Raw genomic sequence first — 21,379 nt, forward strand, 5'->3', positions numbered from 1 at the left:
GACCTCAATTTAACGAAATAATTTCAAATGCAACGCGACGAACAAATTTTTGACTTAATTCTTGAAGAACAAGAAAGACAAATCCAAGGAATAGAACTAATTGCTTCTGAGAACTTTGTAAGTGATCAAGTAATGGAAGCCGCCGGTTCGGTATTAACCAATAAATATGCAGAAGGCTATCCGGGCAAACGATATTACGGTGGCTGCGAAGTAGTAGATGTAATCGAACAAATCGCCATCGATAGAGCAAAAGCTTTATTCGGTGCTGAGTATGTAAATGTGCAACCACATTCAGGATCACAGGCCAACACGGCTGTTTTTGCCGCTTGTTTAAAACCGGGTGATAAAATTTTAGGTTTCGACTTGTCTCACGGCGGACACTTAACCCATGGTTCACCGGTAAACTTTTCAGGGAAATTGTACTCTCCTGTATTTTACGGAGTAGAAAAAGAAACCGGGGTTTTGAACTATGATAAAATTCAAGAAATAGCTACACAAGAGCAACCTAAAATGATTATTGCAGGTGCTTCGGCCTATTCTCGTGATATGGATTTTAAACGTTTCAGAGAAATTGCCGACAGTGTTGGGGCATTATTATTAGCGGATATTTCGCATCCTGCGGGTTTAATTGCCAAAGGATTGATGAATGATCCTATTCCGCATTGTCATATTGTAACTACTACAACGCACAAAACCTTACGCGGTCCAAGAGGCGGAATGATTATGATGGGTAAAGATTTTGAAAATCCATGGGGTTTAACCACGCCAAAAGGAGAAATCAGAATGATGTCACACGTATTGGATATGTCGGTTTTTCCGGGAAATCAGGGCGGACCATTGGAACATATCATTGCCGCGAAAGCAGTAGCGTTTGGCGAAGCTTTATCCGATGAATTTTTTACTTATGCGATGCAGGTTCAAAAAAATGCTAAAGCTATGGCAGAAGCTTTCGTAAAAAGAGGTTACCACTTAATCTCCGGCGGAACCGACAATCATATGATGCTAATTGATTTAAGAAACAAAAATATTTCCGGTAAAGATGCCGAAATTGCTTTAGGCAAAGCCGAAATCACCGTAAACAAAAACATGGTGCCTTTTGACGACAAATCACCATTTGTAACTTCAGGAATTCGTGTTGGAACGCCTGCCATTACCACACGTGGTTTAGTGGAAAGCGATATGGAAACTATAGTGGATTTAATTGACCGAGTATTGACAAATGCTACTAATGATGAGTTATTAGAAGAAATTGCAGAAGAAGTAAACGATATGATGAGCGAAAGAGCAATTTTCGTTTATTAATTCCTTCCAATGTTGATAAAAATCAAACCTTCAAGAGTTCGCTTTTGGAGGTTTTTTTTATGATAATTGTTAGGCTTTGAACGTGGCAATTGTCGTAAATTTGAAAGACAAAATTCATAAATACCAAGTTTAATGAAATTGCTGAAAGTTCTCTGTTTATCCTACATCTTCCTTATTGTTTCTTGTTCTCAAAAAGACAATGGCGAAATCCAACCCACCAAAGGCAGTATTACCGAAAGCGTTTATGCCTCGGGTGTCGTGAAATCTGAAAATCAATATACGGTTTATGCTTCGGTCAGTGGCGTGCTGCAAAAAATCAATGTCTCGGCAGGGCAAACAATTGTTCAGGGACAATCTTTGTTTCAAATAGAAAGTGACAAAGCGGCGTTGAATACCGAAAATGCCCGATTGGCTTACCAATTGAGCAATGAAAACAACCGCTACATTCAGGATAAGATTGCCGAAATGGAAACCAAAGTTCAAGCGGCCAAAGACAAATTGGCTTTAGATCAATCGGTTTACAACAGAAATAAAAACATCAAACAGTACAATGTGATTTCGGAAGTAGAGTATGAGCGCGTTGAACTGGCGTATAAAAATTCGAAATCCAATTACGAAGCCGCTGTAAAACAGTTGTCTCAATTGAAATCCCAATTGAAAAACGAACAGAGCAGAAGCAATATCAATCTTAAACTCAATGAAAAATCCCAGAGTGATTTTACGGTGAAAAGCGCTATCAGCGGAGAATTATTTGATGTTTTGGTCAAAGAAGGTACTTTGATAAATCCGCAAACGCCTTTGGCCATAATCGGAGAGAAAAATACTTATGTACTCGAATTGGATGTGGATGAAAATGATATGGTTCGGGTAAAATTGGGTCAAAAACTAGCGGTAACCATGGACAGTTACAAAGGGCAAGTTTTTGAAGCTACTGTGGATAAAATCTATCCGATAATGGATGTACGTTCCCGAACCTTTAAAATCGAAGCTCATTTTACCAATCCGCCGACAAAGTTGTATCCAAATCTCACGGCAGAAGCCAATATTATTATTCAAACCAAAAAAGAAGCTTTGACGATTCCTAAAAGCTATTTGATTGATAACAAATATGTTTTGGTCAATAAAGATGAAAAACGTCAGGTTAAAGTTGGCCTAAGCGATTACCGACATGTTGAAATTTTGGATGGATTGACCGCTGGAGAAACCATCTATAAACCTAAGTAATGAACTTCAAGCTTATTTTAAATATTGCTATTCATTTGTTGCGAGCGCGTCTAAAGCAAACCATTGTGGCAGCTGTCGGCGTTACTTTCGGAATAGCTATGTTTATTACACTGGTTAGTTTTATGAACGGAATGAATGATTTACTCGATGGTTTAATGCTCAACAGAACACCACATGTTCGTTTATATAACGAAATAAAACCATCTGAAAATCAACCTATTTCTTATTCAGAAAAACACAAAGACAACACCAATTTTATTGCTTCGGTTAAACCCAAAGACAGAGGCAAAGCCATCTACAATTGCAAGTCGATTATGTATGATTTAAAACAGGACAAACGCATTATTGATGTGGCGCCAAAAGTAACTGCGCCGGTATTCTTTAATTCGGGAACCATTGAAATTTCGGGTGTTATTAATGGAATAGATGTTTTGGCAGAAGAAAAGTTGTTCAAAATCAGTGAGTACATTATTGAAGGCGAAGTGCCCGATTTGCTCCAAAACAACAGCATTATTATTGGTAAAGGATTGGCCGATAAAATGCTTTTAGAGAAAGGTGATGTCATCAAAGTGACTACTTCCAAAGGCAGTTTAGCTACCTTGAAGATTGTAGGGATTTCTCAGGTTGGCATCTCCGAAATTGATGATGTTATGAGTTATACATCATTGGTTACCGCTCAAAAAATCTTGGGAGAACCCACCAATTACATTACCGATATTCAAGTGAAAACGTATGATATTGCAATAGCACCGACTTTGGCCAAAGAATTTGCCGTCAATTACGATTTGGATACTATTGATTACCAAACCACCAATTCCCAATTTGAAACCGGTAGTTCCATCCGAAGTATAATATCATATGCCGTTGGAATTGTGTTACTGATAGTCGCCGGATTTGGAATTTACAACATTCTCAATATGATGATTTTTGAAAAAATGGACAGTATAGCCATTCTCAAAGCTACCGGATTTTCGGGTAATGATGTTAAGTGGATATTCATCTCACTGTCTATGATTATTGGGATAACCGGAGGTCTTTTCGGCTTGTTTTTCGGCTATGTTTTTTCTAACATTATTGATATTGTTCCATTCAATACCGCGGCTTTGCCAACCATTAAAACGTATCCCATCAATTACAACCCGATGTTTTATGTCATCGGAATTGCCTTTGCTTTGGTAACCACTTTTATCGCCGGTTTGTTTCCGGCACTCAAAGCCAGCAAAATTGATCCGGTAGAAATTATTAGAGGAAAATAATTATAGCCATGAAAACACAAGTATGCATAAATTTTCGTGGCTAAAATTTATAAAAATATAGTATGAGCAACAAAGTTTTAGAAACCAAAGGTTTGACCAAGTACTTTTACGACCCGATTCAGTTTCAGGTTTTAAAAGCTATCAATATGAGCATCAATCACGGTGAATTTGTTTCGATTGTGGGGAAATCCGGTTGCGGAAAATCGACTTTGTTGTATTTACTTTCAACAATGGATACCGATTATGAAGGACAGTTGTTCATCAATGAAGAATTGATTACCGGAAAATCAGATCAAGAGTTGGCCCAACTCCGCAATGAAAAAATAGGCTTTGTGTTTCAGTTTCACTACTTGCTTTCCGAATACAATGTCTTGAAAAATGTCATGTTACCGGGAATGAAACTCAATAAATTTTCGGAAGAAGAAATCGAGCACAACGCTATGGAGCATTTGAAAACATTGGGCATGCACGAGCAAGCCTTAAAAATGCCTAATCAATTAAGCGGTGGCCAAAAACAACGGGTAGCTATTGCCAGAGCACTTATCAATAATCCGCTAATTATTATGGGCGATGAGCCTACAGGAAATCTCGATAAGAAAAACAGTGATATTGTTTTCGATATTTTTAAGCATTTGACCCAAGACCACAATCAAACTCTTTTGGTGGTTACCCACGACAGTGATTTTGCTTCAAGAACACAAAGAACCATCACCATGGAAGATGGTATGATTATTTAACTACAATATCATATTTCTCTAACAATCCTTTTAATCCATCAACCGAAAAAACAGCTTTTTTAATTTTATTTTTTTCGGGATCAAAAGCGTAATCATAACTTGTTGAAAAGTCGGCCTTATTGGCAATAGTATCAATAAAAACTGCTCTTCGCAGGTTGCAATTGTCAAACAATACTTCGGTTAAATCACTTGCCATAAAATCAACCGAAATCATACTGCAGTTGATGAATTGCATTTTCCGCATTTTCAAAGCATAAAATTTGGCATAATCCAATAAACAATCTTTGAAGTGAAATTCAAAAATTACTTGGTCTGTCATAGCGAAATTAACATTGGTGAAGTTGCATTTGGTAAACCAAACGCCACGCAAAGAAACATAATTGATTTTCGCGTCTTTAAAATTGCAATCCAAGAAATTACAATCCACAAAAGAAACGGTCTTAAAAGTACAATTGGTAAAATCACAGTGTCGAAACGTGCAATTTTCAAATTCTTTGTACTTAGTATTGTCGTCGTCAAAGATGTCGAATTGGAATTCTTGATCTAAAATATAATCTGATGCCATCTAAAAAAAATAAGTGGTAAATCTACTAAATAATAGGACAAAGTATCGTTAACAATTGTTGATAAAATTTAAGCCATGCAAAATTATCGATTGCCTAAAGTAATACTTTTGATTGTTACGGAGCTAGGAAAGAGCATTTTTAAAACATTACAAAATGACAGAAGGAAAGACATTTTTTAAGTTTTGTCCGAGTTGCAGCTCGCAAGATTTTGATTATACTAATAATTTTAAGTTTCACTGCAAGCACTGTGATTTTGTGTTGTACCATAATATTGCTGCAGCCGTAGCAGTTGTTTTTACTTTGGAAGATAAAATATTATTCACCATAAGAAATGTTAATCCCGATAAAGGAAAACTCGACTTACCCGGAGGATTTATTGATCCGGGAGAAAACGCGGAAGAAGCAGCTTGTCGTGAAATCAAAGAAGAATTAGGGTTGGATATTTTGCCCTCAGCGTTGAAGTATATTACCACTTCCCCAAATGATTATTTGTACAAAAAGGTAGCTTATCGAACTATGGATATTTTTTATGAATGTCCATTGACAAGAGCCGAAATACAGATAGCCGCTAAAGATGAAATTAACGGTTTAGTTTGGATAAAAAGAAATCAAATTGATTTGAATGCTATTGGTTTCGCTTCAATTCGGAAAGTAATTCAAGAACGATATCTTTTGAATTAACCTTTTTGGGTTGGTTTTGCTATATTAAAAATGTTATTTTTGAATCAACTAATTCTTTCAGAATGTCATCCAATCAAAATAAATTCACCACACTTTTTAGTTTAATTAAACAATCCTTGAAAGGTGAAGAACACGATTACACTCAAGGCAATGTTAAAACGGCTATTCTTTTACTGTCGATTCCAATGATATTGGAATTGAGTTTAGAGTCGGTTTTTGCCGTAGTCGATATATATTTTGTGGGTCATTTGCCCAATGCAGATGTAGCGGTTGCCACAGTGGGTTTAACCGAAGCTGTAATCTCATTGGTTTACACTATCGGAATCGGATTAAGTGTCGGAGCGACAGCCATTGTTGCCCGTCGTGTTGGTGAAAAAGATTTCACAGAAGCTTCTAAATCGGGTGCGCAAGCCATTACGGTTTCTTTGATTGTGGCCGTATTTGTAGCGATTTTAGGGGTTTGTTTTGCGTCGGATATTTTAAGGTTAATGGGTGCACAGCCTGAGGTAATTCAGGAAGGTACTGTTTTTGCCCAAATTATATTTGCCAGTAGCCCGTCGATTATTTTATTGTTTATGATTAACGGTATTTTTCGCGGTGCCGGAGATGCTGCTATGGCGATGCGAAGTCTTTGGATTGCCAGTATGATCAATATTGTTTTATGTCCGCTACTCATTTACGGTTACGGACCTTTTCCTGAACTTGGTTTGGTTGGCGCTGCAGTGGCCACAACTATTGGTCGAACTATAGGTGTTTTGTACCAATGTTATCATTTGTTTGCCAAAAGCAGAACAATCAAGATATACCGGAGCTATTTTAAACCCAATATAGAAATCATCAAATCTTTGTTATCAGTTTCTATGCCGGCCATGTTGCAGTTTTTTATTCAAAGCGGAAGTTGGATAGTTTTAACCTACATTGTTTCGATAACCGGTAGTACCGATGCGAGTGCCGGTTACCAAATTGCAATTAGAAATGTTGTCTTCTTTATTTTACCGGCTTGGGGCTTGAGCAATGCGGCCGCGACTCTGGTGGGACAAAATTTAGGTGCCAAACAACCTGAACGCGCCGAGCAAAGCGTTTTGTTGACCACCAAATACAATGTTCTTTTTATGAGTTTTGTGACTTTGCTATTTGTGTGTTTTTCTGAGTTTATCATAAGTTTTTACACTGAGGATAAAGTGATTTTAGCATACGGAAGTCAGGCATTGAGAATCATCGGCTTTGGTTATATCTTTTATGGTATTGGTATGGTGATGATACAATCGCTCAATGGGGCAGGAGATACAAAGACACCAACATGGATCAATATTTTTTGCTTCTGGATGATCCAAATTCCGTTGGCTTGGTTTTTGGCTGTTTACATGAAACTCGGACCTTTAGGCGCTTTTATAGCAATTCCTTCTGCTGAAACAGTCTTAGCTTTATTGGCTTTTTATTATTTCAAAAGAGGGAAGTGGAAGACGGTAGAGGTTTAATAATGTTTAAAAACAAAGAATGCGTTCAAGTAAACTATAGTGGATTTACTTCTTAAGTCTATAAATAATTGGGGTAAATAACAAAACGGATTTTGCTTCGCAATATCCCTCAAAGCTCCGCTTTGATAATGCCTTCAAATAAAAAAAACGATCAAGTAAACTTGTCGTTTCATGTGTTTTCAAATATATTGGATTCACTTCGTGCATCCATTAAAGCTCCGCTTTGATAATTCTATAAAATAAAAAAAACGATCAAGTAAACTTGTCGTTTTTTTTTAATTTATAGAATTCATTCGTGACCTCGACTGGATTCAAACCAGTAACCTTCTGAGCCGTAATCAGATGCGCTATTCAGTTGCGCCACGAGGCCTTTTTGTGGGTGCAAATATAGTTATATTTGTATAACTTGCAAACCAAAATTGATTTAAAACTTAAAAAAATGTCATTAGAAAAGTATATCCGTGAGGTACAGGATTTTCCCAAAGAAGGAATTGGATTTAAAGATATCACCCCTTTGTTGTTGAATTCGAACGCGAGAAACGAATGTTTGACCATTTTGTTGTCTGCTGTTAAGGATAAAAAGATTGATAAGGTAATTGGAGTAGAAAGTCGGGGTTTCTTCTTCGGGATTTTATTGGCAGAAGCTTTGAATGTTGGGTTTATTCCGGTTCGCAAGCCTAAGAAATTGCCTTACGAGACTATTTCAGCTTCTTACGATTTAGAATACGGTTCTGATTCGTTGGAAATTCATATTGATGCGATTCAAAAAGGCGATAAGGTTTTAATACACGATGATGTTTTGGCGACGGGCGGAACTGCCAAAGCAGTTTGTGAATTGGTCGAAAGATTGGGCGGCGAAATTGTTCAAGTCAATTTTTTAATGGAATTGTCCTTTTTGAACGGTCGCCAAAAATTAGACGGAAAAGAACTTTTTACGGCTTTAACTTATTGATCTAAAGCTTTTGTAGTTACAAAATAACGCCAAGCAATTATGGCCATTTGCCACTTTTTGGCTTTCGCCAAATCTAAGCCTTGCTTAGTGAAACTAGGCAAAAGTAATTTGTTGAGTTTGGCCAAAAGTTTGTACATGTGTTTTGCTTTATGGTAAAGATAAAAAAAAACCGCATTTCAGCGGTTTTTTCATTTTATGCTTTTTGGGTTTTCAAACCCTTTTTTGTTTTTTGGAGTTCCTTTTTGGCCTTTTCGAGTTCTTCTTTCGCTTCTTCTAATTCTTTCTTAGAATCTTCCAAATCTTTATCGATTGATGATTTGTTGCCCGATTGGCTTTGTTGCATCAACTGATCAATTTGTTGTTGCATTTTTTTCATTTGCTCAGCCAAGTCGCTATTGCCATTGAAACTGAAGTTATAAATGTCATCATTGTTAAAGCGCTTTGTTGGGTTATTTTTCTTAATTTCTTCAATTTCTTCCAACGAATAATCTTCTCCGCCTTCTACAACCTCGCCATCTTCAATCACCAAAGGTTTTTTACCGTCTTTCTTGATGATAATCTTTGATTTGGATTGCCCGAAAGATTGTGCGTTCGGAAGCTTAAACTCGAATTTATCGGTCGATAAACTGTCTTGGTCAAAATTGAAATTGTATTCTTTTAGAAAATTTTCATTCCCGGAAAAATCGGTGATAAATGGATTTCCGTCAAATGAATTACCGGCATTACCAAATCCAACTTCATCACCATTTTTAAAAAATTTAATGGTGGTAATTGGATTTTTATTGTCATAACTCAAAGAACCTTTGTTACCGTTTTTGTCTTCAAAAGAGACATCAATAGCGGTGATTTCGTTTTTAGCATTACGTTTAACGTTGTTGTATTTAATGGTTACACCATACTCACTCAAAGCTTTGATGTCGTCTTTCATTTCTTGCTCAGGAGTGTTTTTGTTCCAGGTCATTACGACATTGTCTTTTGGACTTTTGGGGTTCCAAGAAAATGATTTGTTACTGGTTTGGGCAAAATTAAAAACAGGGCAAAGTAACAATAGGCTAATTACTAAACTCAATTCTTTTTTCATGATACAAAATTTAAAAATTAAGGTTATACAAATGGTCTGTCAAACTTAAGAAGTTCTCTTTTTTGACAAGATTGATTTACAATTTTTTAACTTTTACTTTGTTCTTTTTAGTTCTTCTCTGGCTTTGTCCAGTTCGGCTTTGGCTTTTTGCATTTCTTCTTTAGCCTTAATCATTTCAGCTTTGGCTTGTTCCATTTCTGCTTTGGCTCTTTCAATTTCAGGTTTTGAAAGTTCGATTTCTCTTTTGGCGCGCTCTATCTGAGGTCGAGCTCTTTCCATTTCTTCTTTGGCGCGTGCCATCTCTTTTTTGAGGATTTCTTTTTGTTTCCCCATTTGCACTTTGACATTGGCCATGGCATCTGCTCTGAATTGGGCAACATCTTTACCGTTAATCATCACGCGACTTTCTTTACCGTCTTCACTGTCAACAGTGATGCTATATTGTCCTTTGGAACCGGCCTCTTTTAAAGCTTTTTCAATTTCAGCATCATCAGACAATACTTTCCCGTTAATGATCACCATGGGTTTTTTATCTCCTTTTTTGATGACAATCTTTGATTCTTGTAAATTGTTCCAATTCATTTCCGGAGCTTCGGGTGCTTCGGGCATTTCAGGCATCTCCGGCATTTCAGGTGCTTCCATGTCAAAATTGAAATCAAAATTGAAATCTTTCATATCCGGTAAACTGTCATTAAAGTTGAAAACAAAATCCTCTCCATGTTCAGCATGAACACCTGGTACATTGGCATATACATGAACATTTTTAGGTCTGCCAAACCCAATAGATTCGTTGTTTTTGTAGAAATGTATAGGGGCAATCGGTTCTTTACCGTCAACTTGTGAAACGCCTTTGTTACCGTTTTTGTCTTTGTACTCTACTTTGATTGCAGTGATTTCACCTTTGTCATTTCGCTTGATTTTAGAACATTTTAAAGTAATGCCGTGATTTTCTTTTAATCTTTTGGCTTCTTCTTTTAATTCGGCTTCCGTAGCATTTTTATCGATTACTAAGCGAATTTCTTCACGATGTTGTAATGATTTGGCCAATTGCGCATTGGATTCTTTTTCTTGGGCAATGGTTTTAATTTGGAACAGCATTATAAAACCGATTAAAATCGGAATTACAAGTGTATACTTCCAAGAATTTCTTTTGTGGGATTGATTGGTGTTTAACATAACGATTCGTTTTTTGATTAATGATTGATAAAAATTATTAGTAATGGATAAGCAGTTTTGATGAGAAATTGCTTTTAAAAGTGCTCTTTGATACACTTTTGGGTCTTGTAATTGTTGCACCGCTTTTTGGTCGGCGATGTATTCTAAGTTTTGAATAATGGCTTTTTTGTAAAGCCAAACAAACGGATTAAACCAGAATAAGATACAGAAAATCTTGGCTACCATTACATCAAAAGAATGCTTCTCTTGGCTGTGCACTTTTTCGTGTAAAAGAATGCTTTGCAGTTCTTCTTGTGTATATAAAGCCGAGTTAAAAACAATGTAATTGAAGAACGAAAATGGAGCAATGTCATGGTTTAAATCGACTAGTGTAAAGTTTTCATTTTTAACTTTTTGCTGCTGGTATAACATTTGAAAAAGCGAAATGAAATTAACTATGATTTTAGCCAACAAAAATAAGGCAATCAGGATATAGCCCATCCAAATCATTTGCATCCAATCAAAGGTTTCCGCTATCGGAACTTCTTGCGGAACAGAAGCGGTATTGGTGTAGGCAACCAAATCTTCTAAATTAATTTTAGGTCTTTCCACATAAACAATTTTCTTAATCGAAAACAACGGCAATAAGAGTGAAGTGAACAATCCTGTGATTAAAAACCAACGATTGCTGTTAAAAAATGTTTCTTTGCGCACCAAAAAATGATAAGCCAAATAAAACACGGCAATTAATCCGCTTGATTTTAAAAGATAGATGAAAAGTGTTTCCATATTATTCCTTTTTCTCAATAATGGCTAAAATCTCTCTTAATTCCTCGGCCGAAATTTTCTCTTCTTCGGCAAAAAAGGAAACCAAGTTTTTATACGAACTATTGAAATAGTTCTCAATCGCTGTATTCATAAAGCGCTTTCTATAGTCTTCCATTTTAACAATAGGGAAGTATTGGTGCGTATTCCCAAAGGCATTGTGACCCACAAATCCTTTTTCCTCCAAATTTCTGATGATGGTCGAAAGGGTGTTGTAGTGCGGTTGGTCTTCAGTGATTTCGGCTAAAACTTCTTTGACGAAAGCTTTTTTGAGCTTCCACAAGATTTGCATAATCTCTTCTTCCTTATTGGTTAACTTTTGCATGTTGATCTCTTTTAAACTGTTTATCTGAATTGACAAAACAAACGTATAACTATTTTTCTAGTTACGCAACTATATTTATAGTTATTTAACTAAATTTTAAGTAATGTAAAATAGAAAAGAGGTGTAAGTTTTTAATTTACTGCAGTTTATGCTCTTTTTGAATCAATTTATAAACCCAATAACCACAAAGACTGCCTACGAGACCGATGCTTCCCATAAAGAACCAATTCATTTGGTAACCGTCTTTTTTGAAGTATTCTATTATTTCCATGCCGACTTTGGCACTTAAAATATGCGCCAAGCTAAAACTCATAGTATAAATAGCCATATAGCGACCTTCATGACCTTTTGGTGCTCGACTTAAAGCAACCGAATTGGAAAAAGGAAAGGCAAACATTTCGGCAAAAGTCATAAAGAGCATCATAATGGTCAGGATGCCGACCCAAGTATTAATTAACAATAAGAACATGCTTACCGCCATCAATACACAACCAAATGCTACTACCTTAACTTTGTTGATTTTCTTTCTTTCCACATAGCTTACGATAGGCATTTCACAGAAGAAAACCAGTATGCCATTCATGGTGAGTAGCAATCCTGTTTGGAATTCGGTTAAATTAAATTGCTCTTTATGGTAAAGCGGAATAGTGGTAAACATTTGGAAGAATAATATACCTGAAATCAAGCAAGTAAAAAGAAACAGCCAAAATGGTTTGTCTTTAAAAACAGAATGGGTCAATATTTCGCCCGGATGTTCTTTATCCGTGAAAGCTGATTTTTTCTTTTCTTTTACTTTGATCCAAAAAATCAAAATTGCCACAATACAAGTTATACCGTCAGCCCAAAACAGGCCATTATAACCAATATTCATAATAATCAATCCGCCCAAAGCCGGTCCGGCCGCGAAACCCAGATTAATGGCCAGCCGAACTAAAGTCAATGCCCGCGTTCTGTTTTCGGGTTTGGCATAAGCGCCGATAGACACAAACATGGCAGGACGATACATATCGGCCACAGTCATAATGGCAAACATACTAATGCAAAGCCCAATAAAACTGGTGATATATTGAATCACAAAGAACATTAATCCACTCGTGAGCAAACTGAAAATCATGATTTTGTAGAAGCCTATTTTATCCGAAAGCTTTCCGCCCAGCCAGGAACCCAACATAGAGCCAACGCCAAAACAAACCATAATCCAACCCACTTGACTATAGCTAAAACCCAAGTCTTCTTTTAAGTATTTAGAAAGAAAAGGCAAAACCATCGTGCCGGCACGATTGATAAAGGTAATAATGGTCAGTATCCAAATCTCTCTGGAAAAGCCTTTAAAATTATCGATGTAGCGTTGGAAAGCGGTTTTGAGCATGATTATTTAGTCTGTTCGAACTTTGCGCTCGAGTGATGATTGATACGGTAAAGTTACAAAGTTACTGTGTTACTGAGTCGCTAAGTTTCTGAGTTTGCAAACAATTTTTATGCTATTTTTGTTAAAAAGTGATCCATGAAAAAAATACTTTGTCTTTTGTTATTGCTCAATGTTTTTCAGCTAAGCGCTCAAGAAACTTCGAAAGAATTCCAAGATACCCTCAATAAAGAATACGGAAACCGTGAGGAAAGTCCGTTAACGGAAGAAGATTTTAAAACATTCAAAGGCTTGGATTTTTTTCCTATAAATGAAAAATTTATAGTAGAAGCCCAATTTACCCGCACACCAAACGAGAAAGTATTCAAAATGAAAACTTCTACCACACGCTTGCCCGAATATATAAAATATGGTGAACTGTCATTTAGTATTGATGGAAAAGCCTTTAAATTGAATCTTTACCAAAATATTGATTTGACCAAAAAAGAAGGATACGAAGATTATTTGTTCTTGCCGTTTTCCGATTTGACTTGCGGCAAAGAAAGTTATATAGGCGGACGCTACATTGATATGCGAATTCCTAAAACCAATACGGTAACCATCGATTTTAATAAAGCTTACAATCCGTATTGTGCTTACAACCACAAATATTCTTGCCCGATTGTACCTTTGGAAAACGATTTGAATATTGAAATTTTGGCCGGAGTTAAGAAGTTTCACGACTAATGCCTTTCTACAATTTACATACTCATAAATTCACCAACAAAGCCAATACTTTTGAATTGGTAAACCAATATCCGTGGGAATTTGTCAATGATATTCCGCAGTATTCCATTGGCATTCATCCATGGTATATTGATGAAAGTAGGTTGGATCGTGATTTGCAATTCATGGAAACCAAATTGCAACTGCCCGAATGTTTGGCACTGGGCGAATGCGGATTAGACAAGCGAATCGACATACCGATGGCATTGCAAATCGAAGTCTTTGAAAAGCAAATTGCTTTAGCTGAAAAGTATCAAAAGCCTTTAGTGCTGCACTTAGTGGCGGCTTATCAGGAATTAGTAGCAATCAAAAATCGTTTAAATGTTTCTGTTCCAATAATACTCCACGGATTTTCAAAGAATGAACAAATAGCCAAGCAAATGATCGACAATGGTTTTTATTTGTCTTTTGGCAAATATCTCTTAAGAAACCCCGAACTAAAGCAAGTATTCCTGTCCGTGCCTAATGATCGATTTTTTCTCGAAACCGATACTATTGAAGAAACTTTGGAGGAAGTTTACACTTTAGCTTCTGAATATAAGTGTATTAGTATTGAGGCCATGCAAAAACAAGTTAAGGCTAATTGGAGTAGGGTTTTTAATGTTGACATAGTAGGTAAAAAATAATATCTTTTAAGAAAGTTAAAATTTTATTAGTGAATAAAAAAAAAACGTAGTTTCGCTTTTTTTAAAATTAAGCCTACCTATGAAACACCAATTTAAATTAATTTTATCCTCATTTTTTATCTCCGCCTTTGTTTATGGACAAGCTCCGCGTCCAACGTCACTTGACTATTCAGATGTATCAATGCTTGGAAGACAATATGTTAAGCAAGCTGCGGATATTAAAGGTTCACCCTATATCAATAAGGTTTTTGGACACGGCAAAGTTGTGAATGTTGCTGATAATGTATTCTTACGTTACAATGCTCACAATGATGTTTTTGAATTTATAAGCCCAAAGAATGATACTCTAGTATTAAACAAGACCGATGCTTATGGCGAAATCGAATTTACGGGTACTAAAATAAATTACCGCTTGGTTAATTACACCAACAAAGATGGCAACTCAACTAGAGGATATTTAGTTCACCTGCATCAAAAGAATGATTTTGTCTTATACAAAAAGCAAAAAATTAATTATTCGGCTGCAAGACCGGCCGTTTCCTCTTATGCTGCTGATTTACCACCGGAATATACGTTGGCTGCTGATGTTTTTTATTTCAAAAATAAAGGTCAAGACATCATTGAGTTTCCTACCAACAAAAAAGGATTAGTTAAGCTTTATCCGGAAAGGAAAGAAGCCATAGAAGCTTTTCTAAAACAAAACAAGATTGATTTTAATTCAGAAGCCGATTTAACTAAGCTGATTGATTTTTTAGCGGGTTAATATTATTTCAACATAAACCTCAAAACAAACTTAATGTAATACTGCCCGGTCATTGATGACTAAAGTAGTATCACATTAAGTTTTTTTATTTACAGAATCACTACAACGGAGGAATGACGTGCCGTGACTTCACGACTTTTGCGACGATTTATCACTGATGATCTCAAGTATAAACTCGGCTTTGAATTTTCGAAGAAAATTCGGGGAAAGCCCAAGCGCAGTAGTTACAAGCGGCTGTTAGCAGCAGGCATTTCTCTAACTAAATTTCTTTTTCTGAATAACACTTTTTGGCTCTTCAGTTGTTGTGTATTTTCCATTCTTGCCTGGTGAGTATATTTTATATGGTTCTCTGCCGATATTTTGTTCAGATCGCGTTTCGTAAAACAATGTCAAATCGCCATTCAAAAATGAATCGCCATATTTTAACAGTTCTTGATTAGCATGAGAAATACTGAATTTTACCTTTTCACCAAGCGGAAACTCGTACTCCTTTGCCTTTACTGATTTGTCTATTTTGGATTTAAGTTTCCATAACGCAACCGAGTTCCAATCAAACTCTGTAAAGTTATCGCTATCACCATGACCGAGAACAATATTGTAAAAATATGGGTAATCTGTTGGATAATTTGAACTATTGATTTTTATGTATTGTTTCCCTTTTTTAAAAATGATTGTAGTTGAATACATTTTAACCTCTATTCTGTGTCTTATAAATCCAAATTTTTCAACGGTTGGGCTGATGATTTCCAAAGCTATGTTTGCAAACAAACTCTGCTCTAGCGAAGTTTCAATTGTGGTTGAAATTTCTGTTTCTGATTTTTTATTTTTTCTGAAAAAGTCTAAAATTCCCATAGTTGTATTTTGCAGGTACAATGGTTGCCATTAACGTGCCGCCGCTTGGCGTAGTAGCGACAAGTTAAAGAAAAATATAATAAGAAATGCTGAAGTTCAGAGTATTTTCCAAGAAAGACAAACCAGCTATTACGCCAAACGGCTGTTAGCGGTCGTTTTTAAGTGTTCTTTTTTTCTGTAATATAAAAGCGATGATCTTTGTCTAAAAAAACCACATAAAAAACATTCCCTATCAAATGTCCCGCCACCCGACCTTTTTGCCCTTTAATATCCATTATTACTGCCCAATTAACATCAGGCGAGATGTGCTTTGGAACAGCAAAATCGCTTTTTTTTGGAAACTCTCCATAAATTTTAAGCATTTTTTGCTGTTGAGCTTCTATAATGTTTAATTCACAAACATATTCAAACTTTTGAACCATTGCTGCTAAAATCTTTTCTTCCTGCCATTCAATGTAACTTTGCCCAGGAGGGATTTGACTAACATCAAAATCCTTAAAGCTAAAAAGAATTTTTGGCAAATCTTCTTTTACTTTTTTCTCTTCTCGTGTATTTTGTTTTCTATTAAAACGCCCCTCTTCAATTATAGCAAATTTTTGAGAGCCAAATCGATTAGTTTTAGCCATCTATAAATTCATTTAAAAATTTTTGAATATTCCCAAAATATGGAATAGCCCCGTACTTGCCAATTAAATAATCTTTTTCAAATGAAGCATCATTTCTTACTCTTGTTGCTTGGTTTATTTTGTATTCCACCAACGAGTACAAATCTGTAGCACCTTGTTCATCTTTTTCAGTAAACCATATTTGATCTCTTCTAAATAAATCATTACGTAGTAAGTTGGTGTCGTGAGAAGCAAAAATTAATTGAGCACATTTATTATTTACATTTGATTGAAATATTCGTAAAATTTCTGAAGTTAATTTAGTATGGAGTTTTGAATCAAGTTCATCAATTATTAAAATTTTTCCTTTTTCAAGTGTATCAAATATTGGCCCAAGCAATGCAAATAATTTTTGAGTTCCTTTTGATTCGAGATCAAAACTCAAAGCTATGTTTTCAATTACATTATTAGCGCTGTCAAATTTCTTATGAAGACTATTGATAGTAAGCTCTTTAGCTTCGCCTTGCCTTTTCATGCGCTCTTTAATTTCTTCTTGTAATTGTTCAATCAAAGCAGCAATTTTAGCATCTTCTTTTGTTTTTGGTTTTATCTTTGAAAGATTGTTTAATGCAGTTTCTTCAATTTCGATGTCTTCTATTCCAATATTTGTTAGTCTAAAAAAGTCAATTATTTTTTTTCTAAACTTTTCATCATCTTGAAATTTACCAATAGTATAATCAGTTGTATGGTCTTGAAGTCCAGAAATTACATTCATTCTGGTTCTAAACCAAGTTTGAATCTTATTAGAGATTTTTCCATTTAATTGTGAAGCTGTTGAAAGAAACAAAGCATTTGGTCTAGTCTTATCCTCCAAACCCTTACCTTCTTTAAAATTTTTTGAAGACACTTTTATTTCCTGTTCTTCTCTAGTAAATAAATTACTTTCTTTAATTGAATTTTCAAAATCAAGGGCAAAAAGCCATTCTGAAATTATTCTCTTTTGAGTTGCTTCAAATCCATATCTATAACGAATAGAGTCAATTACAAATACCATTTCAAAGCAAGATGGTTTAAATTCTGTATCAGTACTTAATAAAAATGGTAAAGCTTTAATTTCATCGTCTGCAGAACGATCATTTGAAGAGGTTAATATAAATCGTCTAAAGAATGCCATTGCAGTTAATAAATTACTTTTTCCACTTCCGTTGGCACCATAAAGGACAGCAGATTTTAGATATTTGTTTTTTTCATTTTTGTCATAAAAAGTATTATTGAGTTCGTCATCATTTCCTTCTAATTCCTTAACAGTATTAGACGCAATCATACTTAAAGTGATGGAATCTTTTATTGAGAGATAATTTGCAACACTAAAATCAATTAACATAATTGTTTTCTTTTTAAATTTTAGTCAAAGGTAGTTATAATATTTTAATAAAGTCATTTTTTGAGAAAAATTCACAAAAAATTAAGGTATGCGTCTAAAAAATGACCGCTAACTACCCGATAAGTATAATCAATCCCCATCTAAAATAGCTATTTTCAAATCTACCAAATTTCTCCCTACCAACCAATCCCCATCGATAGGGAATTATAGCCAAGTTATTAACATAAAATTCTTATAAATACACTTTAAAATGACAATTTAAGCCATAGTAAAGCCATAGCAAAGCCACAGATAAGTTATGGTAAGCCATGATAAGGCTATGCTAAATATTTTAAAAGCTACTGCGTCCTATCAACGTCCTATTAACGTCCAATCAAAGTGCAGTAAGCGTGCAGTCATAAAACTTAACAAATTCCTATTCCTTTTTGCTTATTTTTGCACCTTTAAAATTATAATTAACATCGTTCCAATCGGCTTAAGCCTTGGTTCGTAATTCATAATTCTCAATTCGTAATTGAAATGGCAAAGTGGCAAGAAAGAGCAGCGCTTTTATTTAAAGAAGAAGGGTTAAACAATTTAAAGAATGCCAATGTACTGGTCGTAGGACTCGGCGGCGTGGGCTCGTTTGCGGCTGAGTTTTTGGCCAGAGCAGGCGTAGGAAATATGACAATTGTAGATGGTGATGTGGTTGATATAACCAATATCAATCGCCAATTACCGGCTTTACATTCTACCGTTGGCTTACCCAAAGTCACCTTGATGGCCACTCGTTTGATGGATATTAATCCGGAGTTGAATTTAACTCCTGTACAAGAATTTCTCTCTCCCGAAAGGGCCAAAGAAATAGTAACGGCCGATTTTGATTATGTTTTAGATTGCATTGACAGTGTAACACCCAAACTGAATTTAATTGTAGCCGCCAAACGCAAAGGCGTAAAAGTAATCAGCAACATGGGAGCCGGCGGAAAATATGAAGCTTCCAAAGTCAAAGTTACCGATATTCGAAACACCGATTATTGTCCGCTAGCCAAAGTCGTGCGCAAACGACTCAAGAAAGAAGGTATATCCAAGGGTGTAAAAGTGGTGTATTCCTATGAAAGACCCGATGAAAGCAGTATTAAAACCACTGATGGGACCAATTTCAAGAAGTCGTTTTACGGCACCAACAGCTGGATGCCTTGTTTGTTTGGTTTACATGCTGCCGAGACCGTGGTAAAATATTTGCTTAAAAAAGAAAGCATCTAAAATGTCAACTTCAACAAGACCCATAATAAAATTACCTTTAACTTTTTTTGATAAAAGTATTGAAGCAATCGCATTGCTGGTTTTGATTGGTTTTTGGGTGTTTACTCTTTACCATTACCCAATGTTACCCGATACGATTCCAACCCATTTCGGAGGAGGTGGTGAACCTGATGGTTTTGGTTCTAGAGGAATGATTTTAGGGTTGCCTATAGTCTCAACCATATTGTATTTGGCGCTCACTATTTTTAGTCGGTTTCCTCATAAAATGAACTATTCAGTTACCATTACCGAGGAGAATGCAGCACTGCAATATCGCATCATGACCCGAATGATAAGAGTGCTCAAAGTAATGATGCTAATTATTTTTTTGATTCTCGATTATAAAACCGTACAAGTAGCCTTGCAATGGCCGGATGTTTTAGGACGCTGGTTTTTATTATTGCTGTTTACGCTTTTGTTTGGTCCGCTATTTTATTTTTTAATCCAAACCTCAAAAAACTCCTAATCTCAGAGTACTCAGCAACTCAACTACTAAAATATGATACAAACCGTAATTTTCGATATGGATGGCGTAATTGTAGACACCGAACCGGTGCACCATTATGCTTATAACCAACACTTCAAACAATTAGGAATAACCATTACACCCGAAATGTACGCTTCATTCACAGGAAATTCTACCAAGAATATTTTTGAGCGATTGAAAGCGGAATTTAACTTGCCACAAGATGTAGAGACTTTAGTGCAAACCAAACGCGACTTATTTAACGACGCTTTTGATAGTAAAGAAGACTTATATTTGTTAGACGGTGTAGAAGATTTAATCAAAGACTTACACCACAACGGAATGCAGTTGGTTTTGGCTTCATCCTCAGCAACGGTAACGATTAATCGTATTTTTAACCGGTTTAATTTAGACCAATATTTTGCCCATAAGGTTTCCGGCGAAGATTTCCCGAGGTCAAAACCACATCCGGCTATATTTGAGCATGCTGCTTTTTTGGCACAAACACCGGTTGATAATTGTATCGTAATTGAAGATAGTACTAATGGTGTTCTGGCCGCCAAAGCCGCCGGGATTTATTGTGTAGGCTACGATAGTTTCCATTCAAAAATGCAAGATTATTCCAAAGCCGATAAGGTAATCAAGCATTTTAATGAATTGAGTTTTGAGCTTATTAAAAATATTAAAAATCAGTAACTTTAAAAAATGAAAAAACAACTTTTTGCCCTACTCATTTTATTCATTTCTTTTAATGTTACTGCCCAACAGCAACCTTTTTGGAACGAAATCAAAGCCTTCAAAACCCAAGACAGTATTCAGCAACCCAAAGACGGAATGATCTTGTTTATAGGCAGTTCTTCTTTCAGATTGTGGAAAACATTGAAAGAAGATTTCCACAATGAAAATATCGTTAATCGCGCTTTCGGCGGTGCTACTTTGGAAGATTTGATGTATTGGCAAAATGAAGTGGTTCTAAAATACAAACCGAAGAAGATTTTTATTTATTGTGGTGAAAACGATGTGGCGAGTTCAGAAATCGTAACCCCGGAAATGGTTTTTAACCGCTATAAAACCCTACATGCAACGCTAAGAAAACAATTTCCTCAAACGCCTATAGTATTTGTTTCTCTAAAGCCATGTATACTGCGTTGGGCAATGAAGGACAGAATGATGGCTGCCAATGCATTAATCAGTGATTATTTAAAAAGCGATAAATATTCGGTTTTTGTCAATATTTGGGATAAGATGCTGGAAAACGGTCAACCCATGAAAGACATTTTTATCGAAGATAATTTGCACATGAATGAGAAAGGTTATGCTATTTGGACCAAAGCATTGAACGCTTTAGTAAACGAATAATAATAAAAAAACCGGTAAGCACCGGTTTTTATTTTTTCTACAGTAGTGAGCCTTATTTCTTGATTTCTACATCAACGTCTTTGCTGTCAACATCTACACCGTCGCCACTTATTTTTACGGAAGTGCCTTCTTTTTCTTTAACAGTATCTTTAACGATTACAGTTTCTTTTTCGATAGTGTTGGTTTCTATCACTTCTGTTGTTTTTTCTTCTTTTTTATCACATGACATTAATAATACCATTGATAACATACTTAATCCAATCCCCACATTTTTCATAAACTAATATTTAAGTTATTGGGAAAGGTAGTCAATAAATACCGGGTAAA

At 35.6% G+C, this 21,379-nt stretch carries 24 protein-coding genes and 1 tRNA gene; 14 read left to right on the forward strand and 11 right to left on the reverse strand.

Annotated features, from left to right (window positions below; genetic code table 11):
• Window positions 1-27: 27 nt before the first annotated feature.
• The 4 genes from glyA to P7V56_RS08520 all read left to right on the forward strand — a co-directional run bounded on the left by glyA (window position 28) and on the right by P7V56_RS08520 (window position 4,519).
• The gene (gene glyA / locus P7V56_RS08505; RefSeq protein ID WP_171223229.1) at window positions 28-1,302 is read left to right on the forward strand and encodes a serine hydroxymethyltransferase; all 1,275 of its coding nucleotides are present in this window, start codon (window positions 28-30) and stop codon (window positions 1,300-1,302) included.
• Window positions 1,303-1,434: 132 nt separating this feature from the next.
• On the forward strand, window positions 1,435-2,526 hold the full coding sequence (locus P7V56_RS08510; protein ID WP_171223230.1) for an efflux RND transporter periplasmic adaptor subunit: 1,092 nt from the start codon (window positions 1,435-1,437) through the stop codon (window positions 2,524-2,526).
• Complete coding sequence (locus P7V56_RS08515) at window positions 2,526-3,782, forward strand: ABC transporter permease (RefSeq protein WP_171223231.1); 1,257 nt, start codon at window positions 2,526-2,528, stop codon at window positions 3,780-3,782. Before P7V56_RS08510 ends, P7V56_RS08515 begins: the two co-directional genes overlap by 1 nt.
• A gap of 62 nt (window positions 3,783-3,844) precedes the next feature.
• Window positions 3,845-4,519: an ABC transporter ATP-binding protein gene (locus P7V56_RS08520; RefSeq protein WP_171223232.1), complete on the forward strand. Its 675-nt coding sequence runs from the start codon at window positions 3,845-3,847 to the stop codon at window positions 4,517-4,519.
• Here the strand turns inward: P7V56_RS08520 and P7V56_RS08525 are convergent.
• Window positions 4,512-5,084: a pentapeptide repeat-containing protein gene (locus P7V56_RS08525; RefSeq protein WP_171223233.1), complete on the reverse strand. Its 573-nt coding sequence runs from the start codon at window positions 5,082-5,084 to the stop codon at window positions 4,512-4,514. The two genes, P7V56_RS08520 and P7V56_RS08525, sit on opposite strands and share 8 nt — an antisense overlap.
• A gap of 154 nt (window positions 5,085-5,238) precedes the next feature.
• Between P7V56_RS08525 and P7V56_RS08530 the strand changes: the two genes are divergently transcribed.
• Window positions 5,239-5,766, forward strand: a complete 528-nt coding sequence (locus tag P7V56_RS08530) for an NUDIX hydrolase (RefSeq protein WP_171223234.1) — start codon at window positions 5,239-5,241, stop codon at window positions 5,764-5,766.
• A 62-nt stretch (window positions 5,767-5,828) separates the two neighbouring features.
• Window positions 5,829-7,244: an MATE family efflux transporter gene (locus P7V56_RS08535; RefSeq protein WP_171223235.1), complete on the forward strand. Its 1,416-nt coding sequence runs from the start codon at window positions 5,829-5,831 to the stop codon at window positions 7,242-7,244.
• Between the two features lie 296 nt (window positions 7,245-7,540).
• Here the strand turns inward: P7V56_RS08535 and P7V56_RS08540 are convergent.
• Window positions 7,541-7,614: transfer RNA gene (locus tag P7V56_RS08540), tRNA-Arg, on the reverse strand.
• Between the two features lie 69 nt (window positions 7,615-7,683).
• Between P7V56_RS08540 and P7V56_RS08545 the strand changes: the two genes are divergently transcribed.
• Window positions 7,684-8,196, forward strand: coding sequence for an adenine phosphoribosyltransferase (locus P7V56_RS08545; protein WP_171223236.1), 513 nt, complete (start codon window positions 7,684-7,686; stop codon window positions 8,194-8,196).
• On the opposite strand, the gene P7V56_RS08550 is transcribed toward P7V56_RS08545, so the two are convergent.
• From P7V56_RS08550 to P7V56_RS08570, 5 genes are all read right to left on the reverse strand, one after another.
• On the reverse strand, window positions 8,190-8,333 hold the full coding sequence (locus tag P7V56_RS08550; RefSeq protein WP_171223237.1) for an SsrA-binding protein: 144 nt from the start codon (window positions 8,331-8,333) through the stop codon (window positions 8,190-8,192). The two genes, P7V56_RS08545 and P7V56_RS08550, sit on opposite strands and share 7 nt — an antisense overlap.
• A 56-nt stretch (window positions 8,334-8,389) precedes the next feature.
• Window positions 8,390-9,277 (reverse strand): hypothetical protein, encoded by an 888-nt coding sequence (locus tag P7V56_RS08555; protein WP_171223238.1) that lies wholly within the window; start codon window positions 9,275-9,277, stop codon window positions 8,390-8,392.
• A gap of 93 nt (window positions 9,278-9,370) precedes the next feature.
• The gene (locus P7V56_RS08560) at window positions 9,371-11,221 is read right to left on the reverse strand and encodes a M56 family metallopeptidase (protein WP_171223239.1); all 1,851 of its coding nucleotides are present in this window, start codon (window positions 11,219-11,221) and stop codon (window positions 9,371-9,373) included.
• Window position 11,222: 1 nt separating this feature from the next.
• Window positions 11,223-11,582, reverse strand: a complete 360-nt coding sequence (locus tag P7V56_RS08565) for a BlaI/MecI/CopY family transcriptional regulator (protein WP_171223240.1) — start codon at window positions 11,580-11,582, stop codon at window positions 11,223-11,225.
• 136 nt (window positions 11,583-11,718) lie between these two features.
• The gene (locus tag P7V56_RS08570) at window positions 11,719-12,951 is read right to left on the reverse strand and encodes an MDR family MFS transporter (RefSeq protein WP_171223241.1); all 1,233 of its coding nucleotides are present in this window, start codon (window positions 12,949-12,951) and stop codon (window positions 11,719-11,721) included.
• Window positions 12,952-13,086: 135 nt separating this feature from the next.
• Here P7V56_RS08570 and P7V56_RS08575 point away from each other — a divergent pair, with 135 nt between their 5' ends.
• The 3 genes from P7V56_RS08575 to P7V56_RS08585 all read left to right on the forward strand — a co-directional run bounded on the left by P7V56_RS08575 (window position 13,087) and on the right by P7V56_RS08585 (window position 15,102).
• Window positions 13,087-13,674: a DUF1684 domain-containing protein gene (locus P7V56_RS08575; RefSeq protein WP_171223242.1), complete on the forward strand. Its 588-nt coding sequence runs from the start codon at window positions 13,087-13,089 to the stop codon at window positions 13,672-13,674.
• Complete coding sequence (locus tag P7V56_RS08580; protein ID WP_171223243.1) at window positions 13,674-14,339, forward strand: TatD family hydrolase; 666 nt, start codon at window positions 13,674-13,676, stop codon at window positions 14,337-14,339. Before P7V56_RS08575 ends, P7V56_RS08580 begins: the two co-directional genes overlap by 1 nt.
• Window positions 14,340-14,418: 79 nt before the next feature.
• Window positions 14,419-15,102, forward strand: coding sequence for a hypothetical protein (locus tag P7V56_RS08585; protein ID WP_171223244.1), 684 nt, complete (start codon window positions 14,419-14,421; stop codon window positions 15,100-15,102).
• A gap of 255 nt (window positions 15,103-15,357) precedes the next feature.
• On the opposite strand, the gene P7V56_RS08590 is transcribed toward P7V56_RS08585, so the two are convergent.
• The 3 genes from P7V56_RS08590 to P7V56_RS08600 form a co-directional block, all read right to left on the reverse strand.
• A complete protein-coding gene (locus tag P7V56_RS08590) occupies window positions 15,358-15,954 on the reverse strand; it encodes a hypothetical protein (RefSeq protein ID WP_171223245.1) in 597 nt (198 codons plus the stop codon).
• Between the two features lie 158 nt (window positions 15,955-16,112).
• Window positions 16,113-16,580, reverse strand: coding sequence for a hypothetical protein (locus tag P7V56_RS08595; protein ID WP_171223246.1), 468 nt, complete (start codon window positions 16,578-16,580; stop codon window positions 16,113-16,115).
• Window positions 16,573-17,943: an AAA family ATPase gene (locus tag P7V56_RS08600; protein ID WP_171223247.1), complete on the reverse strand. Its 1,371-nt coding sequence runs from the start codon at window positions 17,941-17,943 to the stop codon at window positions 16,573-16,575. Before P7V56_RS08600 ends, P7V56_RS08595 begins: the two co-directional genes overlap by 8 nt.
• Before the next feature lie 519 nt (window positions 17,944-18,462).
• Here P7V56_RS08600 and P7V56_RS08605 point away from each other — a divergent pair.
• Genes P7V56_RS08605 through P7V56_RS08620 form a run of 4 tightly spaced genes read left to right on the forward strand, consistent with a single transcriptional unit; the run spans window position 18,463 to window position 21,052 of the window.
• Window positions 18,463-19,188, forward strand: coding sequence for a tRNA threonylcarbamoyladenosine dehydratase (locus P7V56_RS08605; protein WP_171223248.1), 726 nt, complete (start codon window positions 18,463-18,465; stop codon window positions 19,186-19,188).
• A 1-nt stretch (window position 19,189) separates the two neighbouring features.
• On the forward strand, window positions 19,190-19,693 hold the full coding sequence (locus P7V56_RS08610) for a DUF1648 domain-containing protein (RefSeq protein WP_171223249.1): 504 nt from the start codon (window positions 19,190-19,192) through the stop codon (window positions 19,691-19,693).
• 33 nt (window positions 19,694-19,726) lie between these two features.
• The gene (locus P7V56_RS08615) at window positions 19,727-20,389 is read left to right on the forward strand and encodes an HAD family hydrolase (protein ID WP_171223250.1); all 663 of its coding nucleotides are present in this window, start codon (window positions 19,727-19,729) and stop codon (window positions 20,387-20,389) included.
• A gap of 9 nt (window positions 20,390-20,398) precedes the next feature.
• Window positions 20,399-21,052 carry a GDSL-type esterase/lipase family protein gene (locus tag P7V56_RS08620; protein WP_171223251.1) on the forward strand — a complete coding sequence of 218 codons (654 nt, stop codon included), beginning with the start codon at window positions 20,399-20,401 and terminating at the stop codon, window positions 21,050-21,052.
• 52 nt (window positions 21,053-21,104) lie between these two features.
• On the opposite strand, the gene P7V56_RS08625 is transcribed toward P7V56_RS08620, so the two are convergent.
• Entirely contained in the window at window positions 21,105-21,293 is a 189-nt protein-coding gene (locus tag P7V56_RS08625; RefSeq protein ID WP_304986214.1) for a hypothetical protein, read from the reverse strand.
• Window positions 21,294-21,379: the final 86 nt, after the last annotated feature.

Source organism: Flavobacterium sp. IMCC34852, from assembly GCF_030643905.1.
Lineage (GTDB): Bacteria > Bacteroidota > Bacteroidia > Flavobacteriales > Flavobacteriaceae > Flavobacterium > Flavobacterium rivulicola.

Excerpts from the sequence above, each read along its gene's own strand:
- P7V56_RS08530 (WP_171223234.1), top strand. The coding sequence starts at position 5,239 with ATGACAGAAGGAAAGACATTTTTTAAGTTTTGTCCGAGTTGCAGCTCG.
- P7V56_RS08525 (WP_171223233.1), bottom strand. The coding sequence starts at position 5,084 with ATGGCATCAGATTATATTTTAGATCAAGAATTCCAATTCGACATCTTT.
- P7V56_RS08535 (WP_171223235.1), top strand. The coding sequence starts at position 5,829 with ATGTCATCCAATCAAAATAAATTCACCACACTTTTTAGTTTAATTAAA.
- P7V56_RS08575 (WP_171223242.1), top strand. The coding sequence starts at position 13,087 with ATGAAAAAAATACTTTGTCTTTTGTTATTGCTCAATGTTTTTCAGCTA.
- P7V56_RS08570 (WP_171223241.1), bottom strand. The coding sequence starts at position 12,951 with ATGCTCAAAACCGCTTTCCAACGCTACATCGATAATTTTAAAGGCTTT.
- P7V56_RS08590 (WP_171223245.1), bottom strand. The coding sequence starts at position 15,954 with ATGGGAATTTTAGACTTTTTCAGAAAAAATAAAAAATCAGAAACAGAA.
- P7V56_RS08520 (WP_171223232.1), top strand. The coding sequence starts at position 3,845 with ATGAGCAACAAAGTTTTAGAAACCAAAGGTTTGACCAAGTACTTTTAC.
- P7V56_RS08625 (WP_304986214.1), bottom strand. The coding sequence starts at position 21,293 with ATGGTATTATTAATGTCATGTGATAAAAAAGAAGAAAAAACAACAGAA.
- P7V56_RS08550 (WP_171223237.1), bottom strand. The coding sequence starts at position 8,333 with ATGTACAAACTTTTGGCCAAACTCAACAAATTACTTTTGCCTAGTTTC.
- P7V56_RS08580 (WP_171223243.1), top strand. The coding sequence starts at position 13,674 with ATGCCTTTCTACAATTTACATACTCATAAATTCACCAACAAAGCCAAT.
- P7V56_RS08595 (WP_171223246.1), bottom strand. The coding sequence starts at position 16,580 with ATGGCTAAAACTAATCGATTTGGCTCTCAAAAATTTGCTATAATTGAA.
- P7V56_RS08620 (WP_171223251.1), top strand. The coding sequence starts at position 20,399 with ATGAAAAAACAACTTTTTGCCCTACTCATTTTATTCATTTCTTTTAAT.
- P7V56_RS08610 (WP_171223249.1), top strand. The coding sequence starts at position 19,190 with ATGTCAACTTCAACAAGACCCATAATAAAATTACCTTTAACTTTTTTT.
- P7V56_RS08545 (WP_171223236.1), top strand. The coding sequence starts at position 7,684 with ATGTCATTAGAAAAGTATATCCGTGAGGTACAGGATTTTCCCAAAGAA.
- glyA (WP_171223229.1), top strand. The coding sequence starts at position 28 with ATGCAACGCGACGAACAAATTTTTGACTTAATTCTTGAAGAACAAGAA.
- P7V56_RS08565 (WP_171223240.1), bottom strand. The coding sequence starts at position 11,582 with ATGCAAAAGTTAACCAATAAGGAAGAAGAGATTATGCAAATCTTGTGG.
- P7V56_RS08515 (WP_171223231.1), top strand. The coding sequence starts at position 2,526 with ATGAACTTCAAGCTTATTTTAAATATTGCTATTCATTTGTTGCGAGCG.
- P7V56_RS08605 (WP_171223248.1), top strand. The coding sequence starts at position 18,463 with ATGGCAAAGTGGCAAGAAAGAGCAGCGCTTTTATTTAAAGAAGAAGGG.
- P7V56_RS08560 (WP_171223239.1), bottom strand. The coding sequence starts at position 11,221 with ATGGAAACACTTTTCATCTATCTTTTAAAATCAAGCGGATTAATTGCC.
- P7V56_RS08555 (WP_171223238.1), bottom strand. The coding sequence starts at position 9,277 with ATGAAAAAAGAATTGAGTTTAGTAATTAGCCTATTGTTACTTTGCCCT.
- P7V56_RS08585 (WP_171223244.1), top strand. The coding sequence starts at position 14,419 with ATGAAACACCAATTTAAATTAATTTTATCCTCATTTTTTATCTCCGCC.
- P7V56_RS08600 (WP_171223247.1), bottom strand. The coding sequence starts at position 17,943 with ATGTTAATTGATTTTAGTGTTGCAAATTATCTCTCAATAAAAGATTCC.
- P7V56_RS08615 (WP_171223250.1), top strand. The coding sequence starts at position 19,727 with ATGATACAAACCGTAATTTTCGATATGGATGGCGTAATTGTAGACACC.
- P7V56_RS08510 (WP_171223230.1), top strand. The coding sequence starts at position 1,435 with ATGAAATTGCTGAAAGTTCTCTGTTTATCCTACATCTTCCTTATTGTT.